Annotated in this window: 17 protein-coding genes and 1 pseudogene; 13 read left to right on the top strand and 5 right to left on the bottom strand. The window is 62.9% G+C overall.

The window, feature by feature from the left end:
* Positions 1-90 precede the first annotated feature (90 nt).
* The 3 genes and pseudogenes from DFS13_RS27855 to DFS13_RS39990 form a co-directional block, all read left to right on the top strand.
* Positions 91-1,239: pseudogene (locus tag DFS13_RS27855) on the top strand (RHS repeat domain-containing protein); the annotation flags it as partial.
* A 367-nt stretch (positions 1,240-1,606) separates the two neighbouring features.
* Positions 1,607-1,975, top strand: a complete 369-nt coding sequence (locus DFS13_RS27850; RefSeq protein WP_077189086.1) for a hypothetical protein — start codon at positions 1,607-1,609, stop codon at positions 1,973-1,975.
* 609 nt (positions 1,976-2,584) lie between these two features.
* Positions 2,585-3,382 carry a hypothetical protein gene (locus tag DFS13_RS39990; protein WP_134163169.1) on the top strand — a complete coding sequence of 266 codons (798 nt, stop codon included), beginning with the start codon at positions 2,585-2,587 and terminating at the stop codon, positions 3,380-3,382.
* A 1,044-nt stretch (positions 3,383-4,426) separates the two neighbouring features.
* On the opposite strand, the gene DFS13_RS27845 is transcribed toward DFS13_RS39990, so the two are convergent.
* Positions 4,427-5,080 carry a hypothetical protein gene (locus DFS13_RS27845; RefSeq protein ID WP_077189085.1) on the bottom strand — a complete coding sequence of 218 codons (654 nt, stop codon included), beginning with the start codon at positions 5,078-5,080 and terminating at the stop codon, positions 4,427-4,429.
* A 787-nt stretch (positions 5,081-5,867) separates the two neighbouring features.
* Here DFS13_RS27845 and DFS13_RS27840 point away from each other — a divergent pair.
* The 5 genes from DFS13_RS27840 to DFS13_RS27820 all read left to right on the top strand — a co-directional run bounded on the left by DFS13_RS27840 (position 5,868) and on the right by DFS13_RS27820 (position 10,850).
* The gene (locus tag DFS13_RS27840) at positions 5,868-6,986 is read left to right on the top strand and encodes a branched-chain amino acid ABC transporter substrate-binding protein (protein ID WP_006484706.1); all 1,119 of its coding nucleotides are present in this window, start codon (positions 5,868-5,870) and stop codon (positions 6,984-6,986) included.
* A gap of 183 nt (positions 6,987-7,169) precedes the next feature.
* Positions 7,170-8,096, top strand: a complete 927-nt coding sequence (gene livH, locus DFS13_RS27835) for a high-affinity branched-chain amino acid ABC transporter permease LivH (RefSeq protein WP_006484734.1) — start codon at positions 7,170-7,172, stop codon at positions 8,094-8,096.
* A gap of 11 nt (positions 8,097-8,107) precedes the next feature.
* Positions 8,108-9,379, top strand: a complete 1,272-nt coding sequence (locus DFS13_RS27830) for a high-affinity branched-chain amino acid ABC transporter permease LivM (RefSeq protein ID WP_111442354.1) — start codon at positions 8,108-8,110, stop codon at positions 9,377-9,379.
* Complete coding sequence (gene livG / locus DFS13_RS27825) at positions 9,376-10,149, top strand: high-affinity branched-chain amino acid ABC transporter ATP-binding protein LivG (protein ID WP_006484760.1); 774 nt, start codon at positions 9,376-9,378, stop codon at positions 10,147-10,149. The genes DFS13_RS27830 and livG overlap by 4 nt, the downstream gene beginning before the upstream one ends.
* Positions 10,149-10,850: an ABC transporter ATP-binding protein gene (locus tag DFS13_RS27820; protein WP_006484776.1), complete on the top strand. Its 702-nt coding sequence runs from the start codon at positions 10,149-10,151 to the stop codon at positions 10,848-10,850. The genes livG and DFS13_RS27820 overlap by 1 nt, the downstream gene beginning before the upstream one ends.
* Before the next feature lie 93 nt (positions 10,851-10,943).
* Here the strand turns inward: DFS13_RS27820 and DFS13_RS27815 are convergent, their stop codons facing one another.
* On the bottom strand, positions 10,944-11,795 hold the full coding sequence (locus tag DFS13_RS27815; RefSeq protein ID WP_006498800.1) for a LysR substrate-binding domain-containing protein: 852 nt from the start codon (positions 11,793-11,795) through the stop codon (positions 10,944-10,946).
* Positions 11,796-11,928: 133 nt separating this feature from the next.
* Here DFS13_RS27815 and DFS13_RS27810 point away from each other — a divergent pair, with 133 nt between their 5' ends.
* The 4 genes from DFS13_RS27810 (at position 11,929) to DFS13_RS27795 (ending at position 15,278) form a co-directional block, all read left to right on the top strand.
* Positions 11,929-12,909: a hypothetical protein gene (locus DFS13_RS27810; protein ID WP_006484709.1), complete on the top strand. Its 981-nt coding sequence runs from the start codon at positions 11,929-11,931 to the stop codon at positions 12,907-12,909.
* A gap of 29 nt (positions 12,910-12,938) precedes the next feature.
* Positions 12,939-13,925: a 2OG-Fe(II) oxygenase gene (locus DFS13_RS27805; RefSeq protein ID WP_006484762.1), complete on the top strand. Its 987-nt coding sequence runs from the start codon at positions 12,939-12,941 to the stop codon at positions 13,923-13,925.
* Between the two features lie 13 nt (positions 13,926-13,938).
* Positions 13,939-14,862 carry a DMT family transporter gene (locus DFS13_RS27800; RefSeq protein WP_006484773.1) on the top strand — a complete coding sequence of 308 codons (924 nt, stop codon included), beginning with the start codon at positions 13,939-13,941 and terminating at the stop codon, positions 14,860-14,862.
* A 65-nt stretch (positions 14,863-14,927) separates the two neighbouring features.
* Positions 14,928-15,278: a VOC family protein gene (locus tag DFS13_RS27795; RefSeq protein ID WP_006484732.1), complete on the top strand. Its 351-nt coding sequence runs from the start codon at positions 14,928-14,930 to the stop codon at positions 15,276-15,278.
* Positions 15,279-15,308: 30 nt separating this feature from the next.
* Here DFS13_RS27795 and DFS13_RS27790 read toward each other — a convergent pair whose 3' ends face one another.
* The 3 genes from DFS13_RS27790 to DFS13_RS27780 form a co-directional block, all read right to left on the bottom strand.
* The gene (locus tag DFS13_RS27790) at positions 15,309-15,716 is read right to left on the bottom strand and encodes a DUF2000 domain-containing protein (protein ID WP_006484757.1); all 408 of its coding nucleotides are present in this window, start codon (positions 15,714-15,716) and stop codon (positions 15,309-15,311) included.
* A gap of 44 nt (positions 15,717-15,760) precedes the next feature.
* Positions 15,761-16,618 carry an AraC family transcriptional regulator gene (locus DFS13_RS27785; RefSeq protein WP_006484752.1) on the bottom strand — a complete coding sequence of 286 codons (858 nt, stop codon included), beginning with the start codon at positions 16,616-16,618 and terminating at the stop codon, positions 15,761-15,763.
* A gap of 76 nt (positions 16,619-16,694) precedes the next feature.
* On the bottom strand, positions 16,695-17,669 hold the full coding sequence (locus DFS13_RS27780) for an AraC family transcriptional regulator (protein WP_006493043.1): 975 nt from the start codon (positions 17,667-17,669) through the stop codon (positions 16,695-16,697).
* A gap of 41 nt (positions 17,670-17,710) precedes the next feature.
* On the opposite strand from DFS13_RS27780, the gene DFS13_RS27775 reads away from it, so the two are divergent.
* A complete protein-coding gene (locus DFS13_RS27775; RefSeq protein WP_034202015.1) occupies positions 17,711-18,460 on the top strand; it encodes an SDR family oxidoreductase in 750 nt (249 codons plus the stop codon).
* Positions 18,461-18,499 lie beyond the last annotated feature (39 nt).

The following is an 18,499-nucleotide window of genomic DNA, read 5'->3' as shown; positions in this document are numbered from 1 at the left end:
TTCATCGTCGTGGGTCCGTTCCGTGAGCTGTCTTCTAAACGTCCTCGGCTACGTCTGCGATGACCGCCGAGCCGAATAAATCAGCGTTTCCCTAGGCGCGAGACCGCCTATGCGTACGATGTATCCGGGGCTTTGACGCAAGTCGGGCAACTGACGATCCGGCGTGATGGGTTAGGGCGCGAGATTGGCCGCGAGGCGGGAGATTTTGTCGCGCAGCAACAGTACGACGCGCTCGGCCGTATACGCCGGCAGATTGCGGGGCCTGCCGTAGCCTTCGATGCCTTGCAAGCCGATCCGGCCCGTGCGCTGGAGCAATTGACGCGGCAGGTCTATCACTACGACGCAGCCGGGCAACTGGAGCGAGTCGACACCGACATAGATACGCTTACGTATCGGCGCGATGCACGTGGCCAGATCGTGACCGCAGAAAGTCTGTTGCAGCCGACTGAGCACTTCCGCTACGACGCGGCAATGAACATTGCCGCGCACGGGCGTCAGGCTCCCGTGGACGCTCACCATTACCATCGAGGCGGCCTGCCGGAACGGATCGGCCATGCGCGCTATCGGTATGACGCACGTGGCCGCACGATCGAGAAGACGGTCGAACAGCCCGGGTTCAGGCCAAAGACGTGGCAATACGCGTGGGATGGGCTCAATCGGCTCGTGAAGGTTACGACGCCCGAACGCGGCGTGTGGCTGTACCGCTACGATGCTTTCAACCGCCGAGTCGAGAAGCAGCAACTCGGCAGCCGCGAAGCCGTGAAGTTCCTGTGGGACGGTCCGACGCTGGCCGAGCGCTGGATCGAGCAGCGAGACGGTACGACTGGTCAGGTCGTGACCTGGCATATTGAGCCGAGCAGTTTTTCGCCGCTCGCGCAAGAGACCGATGACGGGCTGTATCCGGTTCTAACAGACCAGGTAGGTTTGCCGAAGGCGGTGTTCGACAAAACGGGAAAACCCGTGTGGAAGGCCGCGCACTCGTTGTGGGGAAAATTGCTGCCGACTAAGCGAGCGGCCAACGATGCACACAGCAGTTCGATCGATACGACGCTGCGATTTCCGGGCCAGTGGTCAGACGAAGAGACAGGACTTAGCTATAACCTGAATCGTTACTACGATCCAGATTCGGGGCAGTACTTGAGTCCAGATCCGCTTGGGCTGAAGGGCGGCTCCCGTACACAATCGTATGTGCACGATCCATTAGCGTGGTGTGACCCAGATGGACTGCAGGAATGCGAAAAGAAGAGGATGGGCGTTAACGAATCAGGGCACCATGTACCAGCTGTCCGGAAGTCAGTCGGGCGCCCCTTTGAAGTTGCACGCTCGGACAAAACACGGCCGACGCTCTTCCCGAGAGGGGCCGATCCGGAGCATGATCATTGGCGCCTACATGATGCCGAACGGGAAACTATCGGGCCCCGGCAAGGGAGTTTCTCGGGAACAGACGACCAGCTCTTTGACGCGTATCGAAAGGCCTATTCCGGCTTGGATGATATCAAGGTTGACGTAAAATCACCCAACGGGACGTACACTCTTGCCGAAGGTGTGACACCTCGCCAAGCAGTCGACGTGATCCAGAATTGGTTTAAGGAACAGGGGTTGTGGAATGGTAAATAAGATTTTGACTGATATCGATTCGGAGATATCTAAACCAGGATTTTTCGATTTTTTTACTGGTCTAGACTCCGATGATGTGCTTGATAAAAGGGACGCCGCATCGTTCGATGATCTTTGGATGCAGTCGTTTAACGATGTCGACGGGCTCGCTCTTTCAGCCGACGATAAGAATTTTTTGGATTCTATTAGAGAGAAGGTGTTCAAGCTCTCATTTCGGGCATCAGGAAATTCCGATATCGCGGGAAGAGTTTCTGACGATATCGAATTAATCTCAAAAAGTATGTTGGCTGGCAAATCGGATAGTTGGCCGATTAAGGTTCTATGGGACGTCTATAAAAAGGGGGGCTTTCCCTGCTGAACGAGGGTGATGGATAGCTCTCGCTTCACGTGTTTTTAAAACTCGGAGCACTGGGCGAGTCGAGGTGTTTAAGTGCGGCAGCCCTCTTCGCAGTCGTGGCAATACTTCGCTGACTGTGCAATAGTGCAGTTCGGTAGTCTATCGACGCGATTTGTACAAGTGCTTGAAAATGGCGTGGTCGGGTAGCGCCGCTTTGGGTCAGAATTGCCGAAGCAGTTCGTGTCGCGCATGGAGTATCAGCAATATTCACAACGCTGTGATGTTGCTATTGCGAGCGGGATTCTCGTGTAAATCGTTCCGTCGCTTCTTGATTTCGAGGGAACATGCCCGGCAGGCATCTGCAATGCACTATCGTTGCTCTCAGTGGCACTCGATTTTGGCATTCATGGAACCTGAGAGGGCGTAAAGTGGCTTATGGAATAGAATCATTTAAATTGAGTTCGATATAGTCCCGTATGAAAGAAGGGCGTGGTGACCAAGGACAGTCATGCCTCCGTGGTGTTGGATGTGCAAGACTGTAGTGAGCGTCATTGCCGCTGCGACTGCTTGCTGCAACGAATTCTGTTGCGTTGTCTGACATGAAGTACATGGTTGTCCAACCGAGAAGATATGAGCACGGGAATCGCAATTTATGGGATAGACCCGACTCGGGTCGCGGCCATTCTGGAAATAGCTGAAAGCCTCTTCCGTCGACTTGGGGAGGAGGTGTCTGAGGTGATCTTTATTGAATTCGGTGCTCGAGATGGCGCAAAGATCATTGAGGATCATAAAATTTCCATCAGTGATTTAAGGAAAGGTGTTTCCGATGGTGGGATCGTTGCATTTCAGATATGCAGTAATGGGAAAGATGGTGGGGTTCCCGTAATTTCATTGGGGTGCAATAATCAGAAGTTCGGCGGGATATCATTTGTGGATGTCCAGATCGAAGAGTCGATTTATAAAATAAGGGCCGAGATAGAGCGTTTTTTTGAAAATTTTGTGGCGCGTTTGGGTTGTAAATATGCAATTGCTTACGATGCGAAAGATTATTCAACGGCCTACAAATATTCGACTGGCGTCAATCTGATCAGAATTTTTCCATTCGAGAACACATCGCTCTTTACAAGGGAACTCCCGGGCCGAGCGCCAGGAGCGGCGAGCTATGAAAGAGTGAAGCTCAGGATGATTTATCCCCTGAATGTACTCAACGAGGAACACCTGGAAATTCGTGTCGGCGATCTTTCGTTGAGGGAGTGGATTACGGCAGATTCATGTCGGGGATATCTAAAGAGCATTTCAAACAGGATGTGGCTCTGGTCCGTCAAGGAGACGGACTTGGCCGAAATAAACAATGCTTGTGGAGAGGCGGGAATATTGATTGCCTGGAAAAAGGCGTCTACGGATAGGGCGGTGCGTAAATTGCCGTGAGCTTATTTCCCGAACGGTGCGGATTTTAAGTAGGTCGACTGCTTTCACCTTCGCTCGCGAAAGAGGGTATATTTTCTTTTTCCGAGAATGCTGAATGGATTAAAATATATATGATGCCGATCAAAGGGGTCGTCGAAATCATAAGGGCTGATAGCGGATGTCAAGTACTTGCCGGTGAGCGGGAGATGACGCTTACGCATGACGTCAGATCGAAGCCCCGATACTCGGTGAAGTGCTCGTCGGAGTTGAGGGAAGCATATCTCGAACGTAACGCAGCGCGATGAGAGCTTCGCGCTGTCCCCCTGACCCTAAGCGTCGAGAGAATGTGGCCATTTGAGAGGCCTGCAGTAAAACCACAGGTCCAATATCGACAGATGATCGACCGAACGGTATGACGTTGCTGGATTCGCACGCTCATCACAAGTGGCATCCACTGCGTGCGCGCTCAAAAGACCTTGCATTGGCTACACGAGTATCGAGACCGGCGCACATCGTTGAGTCAGAACTCGTAGAACTGTTTCAAATCGTCACGTTCGGACGCTATCGTGTTCCGAATAGATGGCGCAGGCGTCGATGTGCTCGCCATTACCGTCAACGCGCACAATAACCAGAAAACTGACCAAGCCGTGTACCTATACGCAATGGCTAACGTACGCTCAAATGCGCACCAACGATGGTTTAATAGGCAATGTTCAATTGACGGCGATCCTGTTGCCGGCAATGCACGTGAACTGACGTGCCAAACGCGCTGATCCTCTACCGACGCATCGCTCCCATCGATTCATCAACAAAGGAGGAATCCAAACCATAAATCCGAGGCCTGAGACGTTTTATCCGGACATGAAGATTGATGGAATGTGGCTGATCAACGATGCGTGTTTTGTCCCGGGCGCGCAAGGCGCGGATTGATATTGAGCCGGGCAGGCGTAATCATCACGCACATGAAAAGGCAACGCCGCGAAATGCGACCGCGCAGCGCAACGTCGCGCAGCGTGCCGGGCAGGGTAGACCGGCCGTAAGCGGCCGCTACCCCGAAACCCCACTTCACCAAGCAATATCGCAAGACGACCGCGACGTCCTCGCACCACCGGTAGCCGTGCACTTCGTCCCCGATCCATTGTCATAAAACGTCCGCGTCTCTGGCTGCGGCACCGACGGATCGAACGGATTCGGTGCCCCGTGAGGGCCACGCGGCGCATCGTACGGCCGCTGCGGCGCATACGAGCCGCCACGACCAGCAGGCCGAGAACCGTTCGCGCGCAGGTATTCATTCCAGTTTTGCTCGCGCTGCTCATACCCGGGCACTGCGCGACCTAGACTATCGTTCCCGCCCGCGCCGAGCGCGACGCGGTTCGGCGGCAAGACGAAATCGGGTTCACGCCCGGAAGAAGCGGGCAGCGGCGCCACCAGCGCATCACTCGTTACCCGCAATGGCCGCGTATCCGGCGTATCGAACGGGCTACGTTCGGCAGGCGCGGCGAACTGTACGCGTGGGCGGCTCATCCTCACCGCGCGCCCGTCATCCCGAGCAGCCGCACGCCGCTCCGAGCGAAACACATTGGCACCGGCCGACCGATCGGTCAGCGTATCGCGTCCCGAAGCATGGGCAGCAGAAACAGAAAGCGCGCACGCGATCGCGGCGGCGGAAGAGAGGCGGACTGGGCAATTCATGGGCGATCCGAAGCAGGTGATGTGCATTGAACAAAAACGGCAGATCACTGGCTGGCGGCTGAGCGACGAGGGGGCGTCGAAGCGGCCCTGAAGCGACTGCGAGGCGCGACGAACGCGACTTGCAGGGAGGCTGGCTGGATTGCAGAAGCGAGCTCGTATTATTTCATGAAAATATCAAAAAGCTTTCAGATTGTTTAGTTTTTCAGATAAACAGTAATATTTGCCGCCTCACTGAGCGCCCCGTCCTGGTGCGTGCCAACACAATCATCAGTCGATTGATCCCAAGCGACCAGAGCCCTTGGCAACCTAAAAAATGCATCACCGGGAAATCCCCGTCGCCGAACGCCAAGCCCAGAAAGGAACCCGCTCCCACCTTCTTGCCAAAATAGCAACCCGATTGCACCCGAAGCAAACGTTGCCGCCGCGTCGCGGTTGCGCCCCCATAGCCACCCACCCATCTCAAAACCCTACGTGTTTTCCCTCAATCGACAGGCATTTTTGACAGACGATTGAAAAACGCCCATATAATTTCGACTGCCTTGCCAATGGCTGTCGGACCATCCCTCCGAACGAGCGATTTGGCAAGCGGGGCAGGCGAAACGCTTGCGCAATGCAAGACGCATCACGATGTCTTTCCGAACCAGACGTCCCCTTCGGGGACTGCAAGAGCCGGGCCCCGCTACGCAACATTCCGCCGGAGTTCCGTCTTCTATGTGTCTCGGGCGTGTCCCATGTCCTCGCCCCGGGTGCTGTTCGATTGCGCAAGTCATGCCGCCTTTGCCCGTATGACTAAACAACATCGAGGAGCTCCCAGATGACGCTGTCCCGTCTTACGTCCATTTCCGTCGCCGCCGTGCTGTTCGCCGCCGGCGCCGCCGCCGCGCAAGCGGAAACCGTGAAGATCGCCATCGCTGGTCCGATGAGCGGCTCGGTCGCCCAATACGGCGACATGGTGAAGGCCGGCGCGCTGACCGCGATCGAACAGATCAACGCGGCAGGCGGTGCGGGCGGCAACAAGTTCGAAGTGGTGATGATGGACGACGCGTGCGAACCGAAGCAGGCCGTCGCCGTCGCCAACAAGATCGTCAGCCAGAAGATCAAGTACGTGATCGGTCACGTGTGCTCGGGTTCGACGATTCCCGCGTCGGACATCTACGAGAACGAAGGTATCGTGATGGTCACGCCGTCGGCCACCGCGCCGCAACTGACGGAAGGCAAGAAGCGCCACTTCATTTTCCGCACGATCGGCCGTGACGACCAGCAAGGCCCGGCCGCCGCGCACTACATCATCAACAACGTGAAGCCGAAGAAGGTCGCGGTCCTGCACGACAAGCAGTCGTACGGCCAGGGCATCGCATCGTCGGTGAAGAAGGACCTCGAAGCCGCGAAGATCCCGGTCGTGCTGTTCGAAGGCATCAACGCCGGCGATTCGGACTACTCGGCGATCATCACGAAGCTGAAGTCGCAAGGCGTCGATTTCGTCTACTTCGGCGGCTACCACCCGGAAATGGGCCTGCTGATGCGCCAGGCGCGCGAGCAGGGCGTGAAGGCGACGTTCATGGGGCCTGAAGGCGTGGGCAACAAGGACGTGACGGCGATCGCCGGCCCGGCTTCGGAAGGCATGCTCGTGACGCTGCCGGCCGACTTCTCGGCCGATCCGGCCAACGCGGCGCTCGTGAAGGCGTTCGCGGACAAGAAGCGCGACCCGAACGGTCCGTTCCAGATGCCGTCGTACGCCGCGGTGAAGATCATCGCCGACTCGATCGCGGGCGCGAAGACGACCGACCCGACGAAGGTGGCCGCGTACATGCACAAGACGACGTTCGACACGCCGATCGGCAAGGTCGCGTATGACGCACAGGGCGACCTGAAGGCGTTCAAGTTCGTCGTGTACACGTGGCACAAGGACGCGACGAAGACCGCCGCCAAGTAACAACGGAGTACCCGCCCGCGCACCCGCCCTGTCCGAAACCCGGACGGGGCGGGTGCGTATTGGCCGCGCATCTGCCCCATGCGCGCCAGCGGGCGGCCCGAGACGACACCGTGCGTTGCGCGCGGCCGAGCGCCGTGATCCGGCGACGGCATGCGACCCAGCGCCAACGGGAGCTTCCCGCACATGACTGACTTCTTTCCTCAATTCGCCCAGCAGCTGGTCAACGGCCTGACGCTGGGTGCGATCTATGCGTTGATCGCCATCGGCTATTCGATGGTCTACGGCATCATCGGCATGATCAACTTCGCCCACGGCGAGATCTACATGATCGGCGCGTACGTGGGCCTCGTGACCCTGACGGCCATCGGCATCTCCGCCGGCTATCCGCTGCCGCTCGTGCTCGGCGCCGCGCTGATCGTGTCGGTGATCGTCACCGGCCTGTACGGCTTCGCGGTCGAGCGCGTCGCGTATCGCCCGCTGCGCGGCGGCCCGCGCCTCGTGCCGCTGATCTCCGCGATCGGCATGTCGATCTTCCTGCAGAACTACGTGCAGATCGGCCAGGGCGCGCGCGACGTGTCGGTGCCCGTGCTGATCTCCGGCGCATTCGACATCCATCTCGGCGGCGACTACGACGTGACGATTCCGTATGCGCGTCTGCTGATCGTCTGCGTGACGATCGTGCTGATGATCGCGCTCACGCTGTTCATCTCGCATTCGCGGATGGGGCGTGCGTGCCGTGCGTGCGCGGAAGACATGAAGATGGCGAACCTGCTCGGCATCGACACGAACCGCGTGATCTCGTTCACGTTCGTGCTCGGCGCGATGCTGGCGGCCGTCGGCGGCGTGCTGATCGGGCTGACGATCGGCAAGCTGAATCCGTATATCGGCTTCGTCGCGGGCATCAAGGCGTTCACCGCCGCGGTGCTCGGCGGGATCGGCAGCATTCCGGGCGCGATGCTCGGCGGCGTGCTGCTGGGCCTCGCCGAAACCTTCGCCGCGGGCTACATGCCGGCCGAGTACAAGGACGTGGTCGCGTTCGGCCTGCTCGTGCTGATCCTGCTCTTCCGCCCGACCGGCCTGCTCGGCAAGTCGGACATCGAAAAGGTTTGAGGGAGACGCAGATGAGTCAAGTCATTTCCGTTCGCCGCCCGGCCGCCGACGCGTCGTTCGGCCAGGCGCTGAAGAACGCGGTGGTCGCCGCGATCCTGACGGCGATCCTCACGATTCCGGTGCTCGGGCTGCAACTGAAGCTCGACGGCTATCAGGTGGTGCTGACGCCGCACTGGCGCCCGGTGTGGATCGCGGTCGCGGCCGTGTTCCTGTTCCAGTTGTTCAAGCCGTGGCTGATGCGCGCGAAAGCGGCCGTGAAGCTGCCGGCGGCGCCGACGATGGGCGCGCGGCAGCAGCGCGCGATCATCTGGGTGCTGCTCGCGGTCGGCCTCGTGTGGCCGTTCTTCGGCTCGCGCGGCGCGGTGGACGTCGCGACGCTCGCGCTGATCTACGTGATCCTCGGCCTCGGGCTGAACATCGTGGTCGGCTTCGCGGGCCTGCTGGATCTCGGCTACGTCGGGTTCTACGCGGTCGGCGGCTATACGTACGCGATGCTGAACCAGTATTTCGGGCTGTCGTTCTGGGAATGCCTGCCGATCGCGGCGATCGCCGCGGCGACGTTCGGCTTCCTGCTCGGCTTCCCGGTGCTGCGCCTGCGCGGCGACTATCTGGCGATCGTCACGCTCGGCTTCGGCGAAATCATCCGCCTGCTCGCGAACAACCTGACGAGCCTCACCGGCGGCCCGGACGGCATCTCGAGCATTCCGAAGCCCACGGTGTTCGGCTTCGAGATGGCGCGCTCGGCGAGCGTCGAAGGTGCGAAGACCTTCCATGAACTGATCGGGCTGGAATACAGCGGCGAGCACATGGTGATCTTCCTGTACCTGATCGCGCTGCTGCTGGTGGGCTTCACGCTGTTCGTGACGAGCCGCCTGATCCGCATGCCGATGGGCCGCGCGTGGGAAGCGCTGCGCGACGACGAGATCGCATGCCGTTCGCTGGGTCTCAACCCGACGCGCATCAAGCTGTCGGCGTTCACGCTCGGCGCGGCGTTCGCGGGGATCGGCGGCGCGTTCTTCGCGGCGCGTCAGGGCCTCGTGAATCCCGAATCGTTCACCTTCATCGAATCGGCGCTGATCCTCGCGATCGTCGTGCTCGGCGGGATGGGCTCGCAGCTCGGCGTGATTCTCGCGGCGATCCTGCTGACCGTGCTGCCGGAAGTCGCGCGCGGCTTCGCCGAATACCGGATGCTGATCTTCGGTCTCGTGATGGTGTTGATGATGATGTGGCGTCCGCAGGGCCTGTTGCCCGCGAGCCGTCCCCACGTGGAGCTGCCGCAATGAGCGCGAATGCAGAACTGTTGAAGGTCGCCGGGCTGCAGATGCGCTTCGGCGGGTTGCTCGCGGTGGACGGCATCGATTTCGACGTGCGCCGCGACGAGGTGTTCGCGATCATCGGGCCGAACGGCGCGGGCAAGACCACGGTGTTCAACTGCGTCGGCGGCTTCTACAAGCCGACCGGCGGCGACGTGGTGCTCGACGGCCACGCGATTGGCGGGCTGCCGAGCCACAAGATCGCGTTGAAGGGTCTGGTGCGGACGTTCCAGAACATCCGGCTGTTCAAGTCGCTGACCGTCGTCGAGAACCTGCTCGTCGCGCAGCATCGCAAGGTGAAGGCCGGGCTGCTGCACGGCCTGTTCGCGACGCCCGCGTATCGTCATGCCGAGCAGGCAGCGCTCGAACGCGCGGCCGTGTGGCTCGACCGGATGGGGCTGACGTCGGTCGCCAACCGGCCGGCCGGCACGCTGTCGTACGGGCACCAGCGGCGTCTGGAGATCGCGCGCTGCATGATCACCGAGCCGCGCCTGCTGATGCTCGACGAGCCGGCGGCGGGCCTCAACCCGCAGGAAAAGATCGAGCTGCAGCACCTGATCGACAAGCTGCGCCGTGAATTCGGCGTGTCGGTGCTGCTGATCGAACACGACATGAGCCTCGTGATGGGCGTGTCCGACCGCATCCTCGTGATGGAGCACGGCCGGCCGATCGTGATCGGCACGCCGGAAGCGGTCCGCAACGACCCGCGCGTGATCAAGGCGTATCTGGGGGAAGAGTGATGCTGAAGCTGGAACAGGTCCATACGCACTACGGCGCGGTCGAAGCGCTCGCGGGCGTGTCGATCGAAGTGAACAAGGGCGAGATCGTCACGCTGATCGGCAGCAACGGCGCCGGCAAGACGACGCTGATGATGACCGTGTGCGGCACGCCGCGCGCGTCGTCGGGCCGCGTGCTGTTCGAGGGCAACGACATCACCGCGATGTCGACACACCAGATCATGCGGCAGGGAATGGCGATTTCGCCGGAAGGGCGGCGCGTGTTCCCGAGCCTGACGGTGCTCGAGAACCTGAAGATGGGCGGCTTCTTCGCGAGCCGTCACGAGATCGACGACGGCATCGAGCACGTGTTCAAGCTGTTTCCGCGCCTGAAGGAACGCGCGGCGCAGCGGGCCGGCACGATGTCGGGCGGCGAGCAGCAGATGCTGGCGATCGGCCGCGCGCTGATGAGCAAGCCGCGTTTGCTGCTGCTCGACGAGCCGACGCTCGGCCTCGCGCCGCTCGTGATCGCGCAGATCTTCGACATCATCCGCACGATCCGCGACGAAGGCGTCACGGTGTTCCTCGTCGAGCAGAATGCGAACAAGGCGCTCGGTGTGGCCGACCGCGGCTACGTGCTCGAAACGGGGCGCGTGGTGCTGGCCGACACGGGCGCGAACCTGCTCGCGAACGATCGCATCAAGCAGGCGTATCTCGGCGGTTGACGAGAGAAAGCCCGCCGGCCTGCAACGGGCCGGCGGCAGTTTTTCCGGCGGTTCACTTCTGCTTGCAAGGCCGGGTTCCCGGCCTCGTCTTCGTTATCCGATCCTGAACGTGCTTTTCAATACGTCGCGCAGATGCAGCGCGGCGCGATTGCTGTCGTCCGTCAGCACCGTGATCAAGTGCGGCGGCAGATCGGGCAGCACGATCCCGGCGACGTGGCTCGTCAGGTTGCCCGACACGCGATCGTGCTCGATCAGGCCGACCGCCAGCCCGTTCGCGATACACGCTTCCACGGCGGGAGAGCTGGCGCTTTCGAGCAGCATCCGGTGCGCGATCTTCGCCTTCTTCAGCGCATTCAGCGCGGTGTCGCGGTACGGGCAGCCCTGCAGTTGCACCGCGATCGGTAGCGGCGCATCGGGATTGAACTTGAAGGTGCGCGCGGCGACCCACACCGGATGCGTCTTGCTGAGCAGTTCGGCGTGCGGCAGCGCTTTCGGCACCACGGCGATCGTGATGTCGAGCTGGCCACGCGAGAACAGCAGTTGCAACTCTTCGCTGGAGCGCGCTTCGACCGTCAGTTCCAGCAGCGGCCGGTCGGCGGCGAAGCGCGGCAGGAATTCGGCCATGAAGTGCGCGGCGTAGGAATCGGGGATGCCGAGCCGCAGCTTGCCGGTCAGCATCTGCGGCGACAGCGATTCGACGAGCCGGTCGTGGCTCAGCAGGAACTCGGTGGTGTCGCTCAGCAGCTTGTGGCCGAACTGCGTGAGTTCGACCGCCTGGTTGTTTCGCGTGAACAGCCGCTGCGCGACCATCTCTTCCAGCTTCTGAATCTGCGCGGTGACCGACGACGGGCTGCGGTTTACATGAACGGCCGCATCCTTGAAGCGGCCGAGCTTCGCGACGGCGTGGAAGGTACGCAGCAGGTCGACGTCCAGGGTACGCGGCATGATTTGGTTTTTCCGAATCAGTGATTCAGGTAATGTCGATTGACGGAATTATTGGGCATCCCATATTCTCGGGTCAACAGGCAGACAACGGCAGGCAGCCGGTCGGGCGTTGCACGCATCCGGGGAACGATTCATGTCGATCAATGATTTTGTCGTAGATGCATTGGTGCGGGACAGGAAGCTGAAGGCGGAGTCGGTATGGACGGTCGAGAATCACGAAAAATATTCGACGTTGCATCGCACGGACGATGACGCGCGGCGGCGGGAAGCGGGGCGCGAAGTCTTTGCGCTGATGCGCAACCTGAACGAGCTGGGCGTGCGAAGCCCGGCGTTGTGCGCGGATCGCGACGGTAACGGGTCGTTACGCGAAGCGATCGGCGCATTGAGCGAGCGGCTCGCAACGTTGTCGCGCGGCCGCCATGTGCATTACATCGAGCTCGGGCCCGAGCCGGTCAAGACGACCGAGCTGATGAAGGCGGTCAGCGGCGGCGGCCCGAACCATCTGCGTTACACGGCCGTCGACATCAACGAGTCGTCGGAAGACGCGATGCGGCACGCGATCATGCCGTTCCTGAAAACGCCGGGCTGTTTCAACTACATCGCCGACGATTACCGGAACGTGCAGTGGAACCATATCGACCTGGGCCAGGACGTGACGTTCATCACGATGCTCGGATTCCAGGAAGGCAACGAGCTGCCGGTGACGATCGGCCGGCTGATTCGCAATCTCGGCGGCAAGTCGACTTACGTCGTGTCGGAGATGCAGTTGCTCGTGGAAGGGCGCGAAGAGCCCATCTACAACTTCTACCAGAACGAGAACATGGTGCGGTTCTCCGAAATCGTCAGCCGGCAGCAGGGTTTCGAGCCGCTCGGCAAGCATCACGTGTCGATCGTGCGGCTCAATCTGCTGGGCGATCAGTTCCACGTGGCGGTCACGCTGCAGCCGGTGTCGAAAGCGGGGGCCGACGGGCATCTGATCACCAACGTCTGCCTGAAATACACGCCGGAGCAATTCCGCCACGTTCGCCTGAGCCACGGCAATTGCCGCGTGATCGACGAGCTGCGCAGCGGGGATGGCAGCGTCGTGTACCAGATTGCGCAGTTCAAGGGCTGAATGGCGAAACGTCGACAGCGAGGCACGCGATGAACAAGGGAAATGCATTGCCGGTGTTTGCGCGCGGGTTCGGCCGGGTGAGGCTGGCGCTGCGGACGTCGCTGTCCGTCGGCGCGAACGTCGGCGGCAGGCTCGACGCATCGACGGAACCGATGCGCTGGTCCAGCGCGTGCCTGCGCGACGGCTACGAGGTGCGCTACCGCCGCAACCTCGACGATCTCGGCTATCGCGACGTGCCGATGCGCGGTACGCGTTCGGATGCGCTGAACGCGGTGTGTCACCTGCGCGGCTTGTTTTCCGACGAAGCGGTCGACGCGTTGCGCGAGATCGGCCGCGCGCTGGAGGGCAGTGCGTCGAGCAGCAACTGGATCATCTCGAAGCGCGTGCGGGCGGTGACGAGCCGCTCGCGGTTCATCGACGACATGATGCACGATCGCGTGTTCCTGCTGCGGGTGTCGCGCCTCGCCGGCGTGCCGTTGATTCCGTACCCGATGGCCAATGCGCGCTCGCAGTTCAATTACTACTATCCGACGGACCAGCGCGACGGCAAGGAACAACTGGGCATGTGGCATACCGACGGCACCAGTTTCGTGCTGAACATCGTGTTGTCGGATCGCGCCGAGTACGAAGGCGGCAACTTTCTGTTCTACGAATCGATGGCGGAGACGTTCGATCGCCACGATCGGGCGCGCCGACACGTCAAGACCGCGAATCTGGACAACGCGGGCGATGCGCTGCTGATCTACGGCAGCAAGCTGTTTCATGGCGTCGAACCGGTTCAGGGCGGGCGTCGCATGTCGCTGGTGCTGTCGTTTCATTGCCCGACCACGCGCGAGGACGACAACGGGTTCTGGCATCTCGCGTCGGACGACGGTATTCCGCGCACCGTCGTCAACTGGCTGGCGCTGCAGCGTGCCCTTCGGGACGACGCCGAATTGCAGTACCTGCGCCTGGGGCTCGAACCGATCCGGCCGGAAGACCTGGGCGACCAGCGTCTGGCTCCGGCCACTTTCTGAGAACCGTCGCGCCATGCAGCTTTTCCTGCTCCAACTCGTTTTCGTCCTGTCGTGGAGTTCCGGGTTCATCGGCGCCAAGCTCGGCGCGGAGACGGCCGGCGCGTTCAATCTGCTGTTCTGGCGGTTCCTGCTCGTCACGCTGTGCCTTGCGATCGTCCTCAATCGCCAGCTCGCGCGTCTGACGCTCGAAAAAATCCGCTATCACGCGGTGATCGGCTTCCTGTCGCAGTTCCTCTATCTGGCCTGTGTGTACGTCGCGATCCAGCATGGCCTGCCGCCGGGCATCGCCGCGATCGTCGCGGCGTTGCAGCCGCTCATCACGGCGGCGATGACGTCGTTCGGCGGCAGCGAGCGCAGCGGGGCGCGCCAGTGGGCCGGGCTCGTCGTCGGGTTCGTCGGCGTAGGCATCGTGATCGGCGGGCAATATGCGCTGCCGGCCGGGTCGGTCGGGATCGTGATGTACCTGCTGCCGCTGGTGTCCGCGTTCGGACTGTCGATCGCGACGATCTATCAGCGCCGCCGCGCGCTGACGGCCGCGCGCAGCAACGAGGACGGGCTGTTCCTGCCGCTGTTCGTGCAGGGTTGCGTGAGCCTCGTGCTGTTCGCGGCGTGCGGGCTCGTCACCGGCGACCTGCATGTGCCGACGCAGCCGAACGTGTGGGTGTCGGTCGTGTGGCTGACGGTGTTCTCGACTTTCATCGCTTACCTGTCGCTGTGGGCGCTCCTCAAACGCATGCCCGCGACGCGCGTGGCGACGCTCGTCTATCTCGAACCGCCGGTGACGCTGCTGTGGGCCGCATGGATGTTCGGCGACCGGATCGAGGTGACGACCTACGTCGGCATCGTCGTCGTCGCGATCGGCGTCTGGCTGGCCGGCAAGCACGGCGCGCGGCCCGCGCGGCCGCGCTGCGCGGACATGGAGACGGCCGGCCGCTGACGCACTGGTTGCGCGCGCGATTCCGGTGTAGCTTCGCGAGACTGCCCGACTCGTGAAGGAACCCGATGAAAGTCAAACGGATCGTCGCCAACGTCGATACGCGCTCGATCGACGACGCCAGGCGCTTCTACCAACGGATCTTCGGTCTCGACCTGCTGATGGACCACGGCTGGATCGCGACCTACGGCAACGCCGAGCAGATGGACGTGCAGATCAGCTTCGCGTCGCACGGCGGATCGGGCACGCCGACGCCCGATCTGTCGATCGAGGTCGACGATGTCGATGAAGCGCTCGCGCGGGTTCGGGCGGCCGGCATGTCCGTCGAATACGGGCCGGCCGACGAACCGTGGGGCGTACGGCGGTTTTACGTGCGCGACCCGTTCGGCAAGCTCGTCAACGTGCTCGCGCATCGCTGAGCCGGCGACGGGAGTCGGGTACGCCGGCGTTCACGCATGCAGCGCCAGCCCCTTCACCGCCTTGTCGACGGCCTTCTTCGGCCCGTGCAGCGCCAGGCCGACCAGATCGGGATTGTCCGCATCCTCGGCGCGGAACGCCGCGCGGTTGGCCGCGTCGTGCCCGGTCGAAAACATCGCGCGCACGTAGGGCACGATCGTCAGTTCGCGCGACAGCGCCTGCCGATGCGCGGCCTGCAAGCCGTTCAGGTCGGCCGCGAACACCAGCATCGGCTGGCCCAGCATCCGGCTGTAACGGCGCCCGGCCGCATCCTCGTAAGGCTCGCCGAGGGCGTCCGGCGCACCGGCCGCGACACCCGTCGCGAGAAACGCGACCACGTTGAGTTTCTGCCACGCCGCTAGATCGTCGCGCACGATCAGCGCTACTTTGGTATCGAACATGCTTGCTCCTGGTTGGAGCGCTCATGATCGGACGGCGCGCGCGATCAGTCTGGAACGTTTGTGCAAAGTTGCCGGTACGCGGCCGGCGTGATCCGGTACGCGCGGCGGAACCAGCGGCCGAGGTGGCTCTGGTCGGCGAAGCCGACGTCGGCGGCCGCCTGCGCGGGCGTGCGGCCGGCGGCGAGCAGCTTGCGCGCGGCACGCAGCCGCAGGCGCACGAGATACGCGTGCGGCGACGTGCCGAACGCACGCTGGAACATCCGCGTCAGCCGGAACCGGTCGATGCCGGCGACGCTCGCGAGTTCGTCGAGGCCGAGGTTGCCGTCCATGTGTGCGTGCAGCAGGTCGCGCACGCGCGCGATCGCGGGCGGCACGACGGCGCTTTCCAGCGCGAGCGGGCCGCCCAGCTGGCTGCCGAGCCGCATCAGCAAGCGGTCGAGCGTCTGGTCGCGTGCGAGCCGGCCTTCGTTGTCGTGGATCGCGAAGAACGCGTTCCGGATCGCGTCGACGAGGCCGCGATCGTCGACGAGCGTATGGCCGAACGTCGCTTCGACGCTGCCGAGGCCCGGCAGGTCGAGCCGGCGCGCGGCGCGCTCGACCCATGCCTGCGGCAGGTACAGCATCCCGTACGTGAAGCCGCCGGCTTCGGGCGCGTGGCCATCGTGCATCGCGCCCGGCTCGATCAGGATCGCGCGGCCCGGCACGCTGGTATGCAGCGAGCGGTGGCACTGGAAGCGCTGCACGCCCTGTTCGGTGAAGCCCACCAGCATGTCGTCGTGGTCGTGCGCATCGTACGCATGGCCGGTGAAATGCGCGTGCAGGCTTTCGATGCCGGTGTCCGCATCGCGGCGCGCGACGAGCCAGTGGTCGGTCGTGCCGGTTCGGTTCGTCGCGGTCGTCATCGGGTTCCTCGCACGTCGTCATCGCGTGACGGGATGGATCCGCAGCCGGCGAGGCGACGGGGGCGGGCGGTGCGGTTCATGGTTCGATCGCTATCTGTTCGTCGCGCGCGTATTGCGCGGGCGGGCGGCCGACATGCCGCGTGAACGCGACGCTGAAGGTGCTCGCGGAGCGGTAGCCGACGCGCGCCGCGATTTCCGCGATGCGGCCTTCGTTGCGGCGGAGCAGATCCTTCGCGAGCGCCATGCGCCACGTCAGCAGGTACTCCATCGGCGCGACGCCGACCGCGCGGCTGAAGCGCTCGAAGAACGTCGAGCGCGACAACGCGGCCTCCTTCGCGAGCTCGACGATCGTCCACGGGTGCGCGGGGCGTTCGTGCATCCGGCGGAGCGCGGCCGCGAGGCGGCTGTCGGCGAGCCCGCGCACGAGGCCGGGAGATGCGTGGGTGCCGGTCGTGAACCGCAGCGCCTCGATCAGCAGCACTTCCAGCAGGCGCGCGAGCACGATCTCGCGGGCCGGCCGCTGTGCGTGCGACTCGTCGCGCACCAGTTGCACGAGCGTGGTCAGCCGCGGCTCGCCGCGTACGTGCACGAAGCGGGGCAGCAACGACACCAGCAGCGATGCATCGGGCGAACCGAAACTGCAGTTGCCGACCATCATCCGCGTATCGATCGGGTTGGTCGGGTCGCCGATCCGGTACTCGCCAGGGGCGAGCGGGACGGGCGGCGCGGTTTCGACGCCCGGCGCCGGCGCGTCGAGGCTCGACAGCGCCACGCCGTAGGCCGCCGGAATCAGCACGAAATCGCCGGGCAGCAGCTCGATCGGCGCGTGCCCGTCGATCGCGATCCGGCACCCGCCGTCGAGGACCGCACAGTAGAACGGCTCGCCGGCGACCACGCGATTGATCGCCCACGGGCTCGCGCCGCGCACGTACTTGGCGTGCCGCGCGCCGGGTTGCAGCAGCGTCACGACTTCGGTCAGCGGGTCGCTCATTGCCGGACTCTCGCAAAAGAAAAGCGGATTTTCGATTGTAGCGAATACGGTTCCGGCCATCTATCGTACGGACACATGCTCAACACACCCCAGGAGTTCGCATGAAGACCGTACTGATTACCGGCTGTTCTTCCGGCTTCGGCCTCGAAATCGCGCGCCATTTCCTCGCCCGCGACTGGCGGGTCGTCGCGACGATGCGCAAGCCGGGCGACGACGTGCTGCCGCCGTCGGAGCGCTTGCGCGTGCTGCCGCTCGACGTGACGAACGCGGACAGCATTCGCACCGCGATCGAGGCCGCTGGCCCGATCGACGTGCTCGTCAACAACGCGGGCTTCGGCGCGGCCGCCCCGGCCGAGCTCACGCCGCTCGACACGGTGCGCGCGCTGTTCGACACCAACACGATCGGCACGATCGCGATGACGCAGGCGCTGCTGCCGCAGTTTCGCGCGCGCGGCGCCGGCGTGGTCGTGAACGTCACGTCGAGCGTCACGCTGAAGGCATTGCCGCTCGTCAGCGCGTACCGCGCGAGCAAGGCGGCGGTGAATGCGTTCACCGAATCGATGGCGGTCGAACTCGAGCCGTTCGGCGTGCGCGCGCATCTGGTGCTGCCGGGCCGCGCGCCCGACACGCGTTTCGCGGACAACGCGCGGGCCAACATGCACGGCTTCGACCACGAAGCGTATGCGGAATTCGTCGGCCAGGCCGTCGCGCGGATGCTCGATGCATCGGGGCCGATCACCCATGCGCAGGATGTTGCCGAAGCCGTGTGGCGCGCGGCGACCGATCCGTCGAGCCCGCTGCGGCTGCCGGCCGGCGCCGACGCCGAAGCATGGGCGGCGCAAGCGGCGTGATCGATCGGGAGTCCGTCGCACCGGTCGGTTGAGCCGGTG

The organism is Burkholderia sp. 28_3 (assembly GCF_003253915.1).
Lineage (GTDB): Bacteria > Pseudomonadota > Gammaproteobacteria > Burkholderiales > Burkholderiaceae > Burkholderia > Burkholderia cenocepacia.
The sequence above is the reverse complement of the archived record's forward strand: the minus strand, read 5'-3'. Positions and strand labels throughout refer to the sequence as shown.

Bases quoted from the DNA above. Each gene is read 5' to 3' on its own strand.
- livH (WP_006484734.1), top strand. From the start codon at position 7,170: ATGACTGACTTCTTTCCTCAATTCGCCCAGCAGCTGGTCAACGGCCTG.
- DFS13_RS27785 (WP_006484752.1), bottom strand. From the start codon at position 16,618: ATGACGACCGCGACGAACCGAACCGGCACGACCGACCACTGGCTCGTC.
- DFS13_RS27840 (WP_006484706.1), top strand. From the start codon at position 5,868: ATGACGCTGTCCCGTCTTACGTCCATTTCCGTCGCCGCCGTGCTGTTC.
- DFS13_RS27775 (WP_034202015.1), top strand. From the start codon at position 17,711: ATGAAGACCGTACTGATTACCGGCTGTTCTTCCGGCTTCGGCCTCGAA.
- livG (WP_006484760.1), top strand. From the start codon at position 9,376: ATGAGCGCGAATGCAGAACTGTTGAAGGTCGCCGGGCTGCAGATGCGC.
- DFS13_RS27790 (WP_006484757.1), bottom strand. From the start codon at position 15,716: ATGTTCGATACCAAAGTAGCGCTGATCGTGCGCGACGATCTAGCGGCG.
- DFS13_RS27820 (WP_006484776.1), top strand. From the start codon at position 10,149: ATGCTGAAGCTGGAACAGGTCCATACGCACTACGGCGCGGTCGAAGCG.
- DFS13_RS27800 (WP_006484773.1), top strand. From the start codon at position 13,939: ATGCAGCTTTTCCTGCTCCAACTCGTTTTCGTCCTGTCGTGGAGTTCC.
- DFS13_RS27780 (WP_006493043.1), bottom strand. From the start codon at position 17,669: ATGGCCGGAACCGTATTCGCTACAATCGAAAATCCGCTTTTCTTTTGC.
- DFS13_RS27815 (WP_006498800.1), bottom strand. From the start codon at position 11,795: ATGCCGCGTACCCTGGACGTCGACCTGCTGCGTACCTTCCACGCCGTC.
- DFS13_RS27810 (WP_006484709.1), top strand. From the start codon at position 11,929: ATGTCGATCAATGATTTTGTCGTAGATGCATTGGTGCGGGACAGGAAG.
- DFS13_RS39990 (WP_134163169.1), top strand. From the start codon at position 2,585: ATGAGCACGGGAATCGCAATTTATGGGATAGACCCGACTCGGGTCGCG.
- DFS13_RS27850 (WP_077189086.1), top strand. From the start codon at position 1,607: ATGGTAAATAAGATTTTGACTGATATCGATTCGGAGATATCTAAACCA.
- DFS13_RS27795 (WP_006484732.1), top strand. From the start codon at position 14,928: ATGAAAGTCAAACGGATCGTCGCCAACGTCGATACGCGCTCGATCGAC.
- DFS13_RS27845 (WP_077189085.1), bottom strand. From the start codon at position 5,080: ATGCACATCACCTGCTTCGGATCGCCCATGAATTGCCCAGTCCGCCTC.
- DFS13_RS27830 (WP_111442354.1), top strand. From the start codon at position 8,108: ATGAGTCAAGTCATTTCCGTTCGCCGCCCGGCCGCCGACGCGTCGTTC.
- DFS13_RS27805 (WP_006484762.1), top strand. From the start codon at position 12,939: ATGAACAAGGGAAATGCATTGCCGGTGTTTGCGCGCGGGTTCGGCCGG.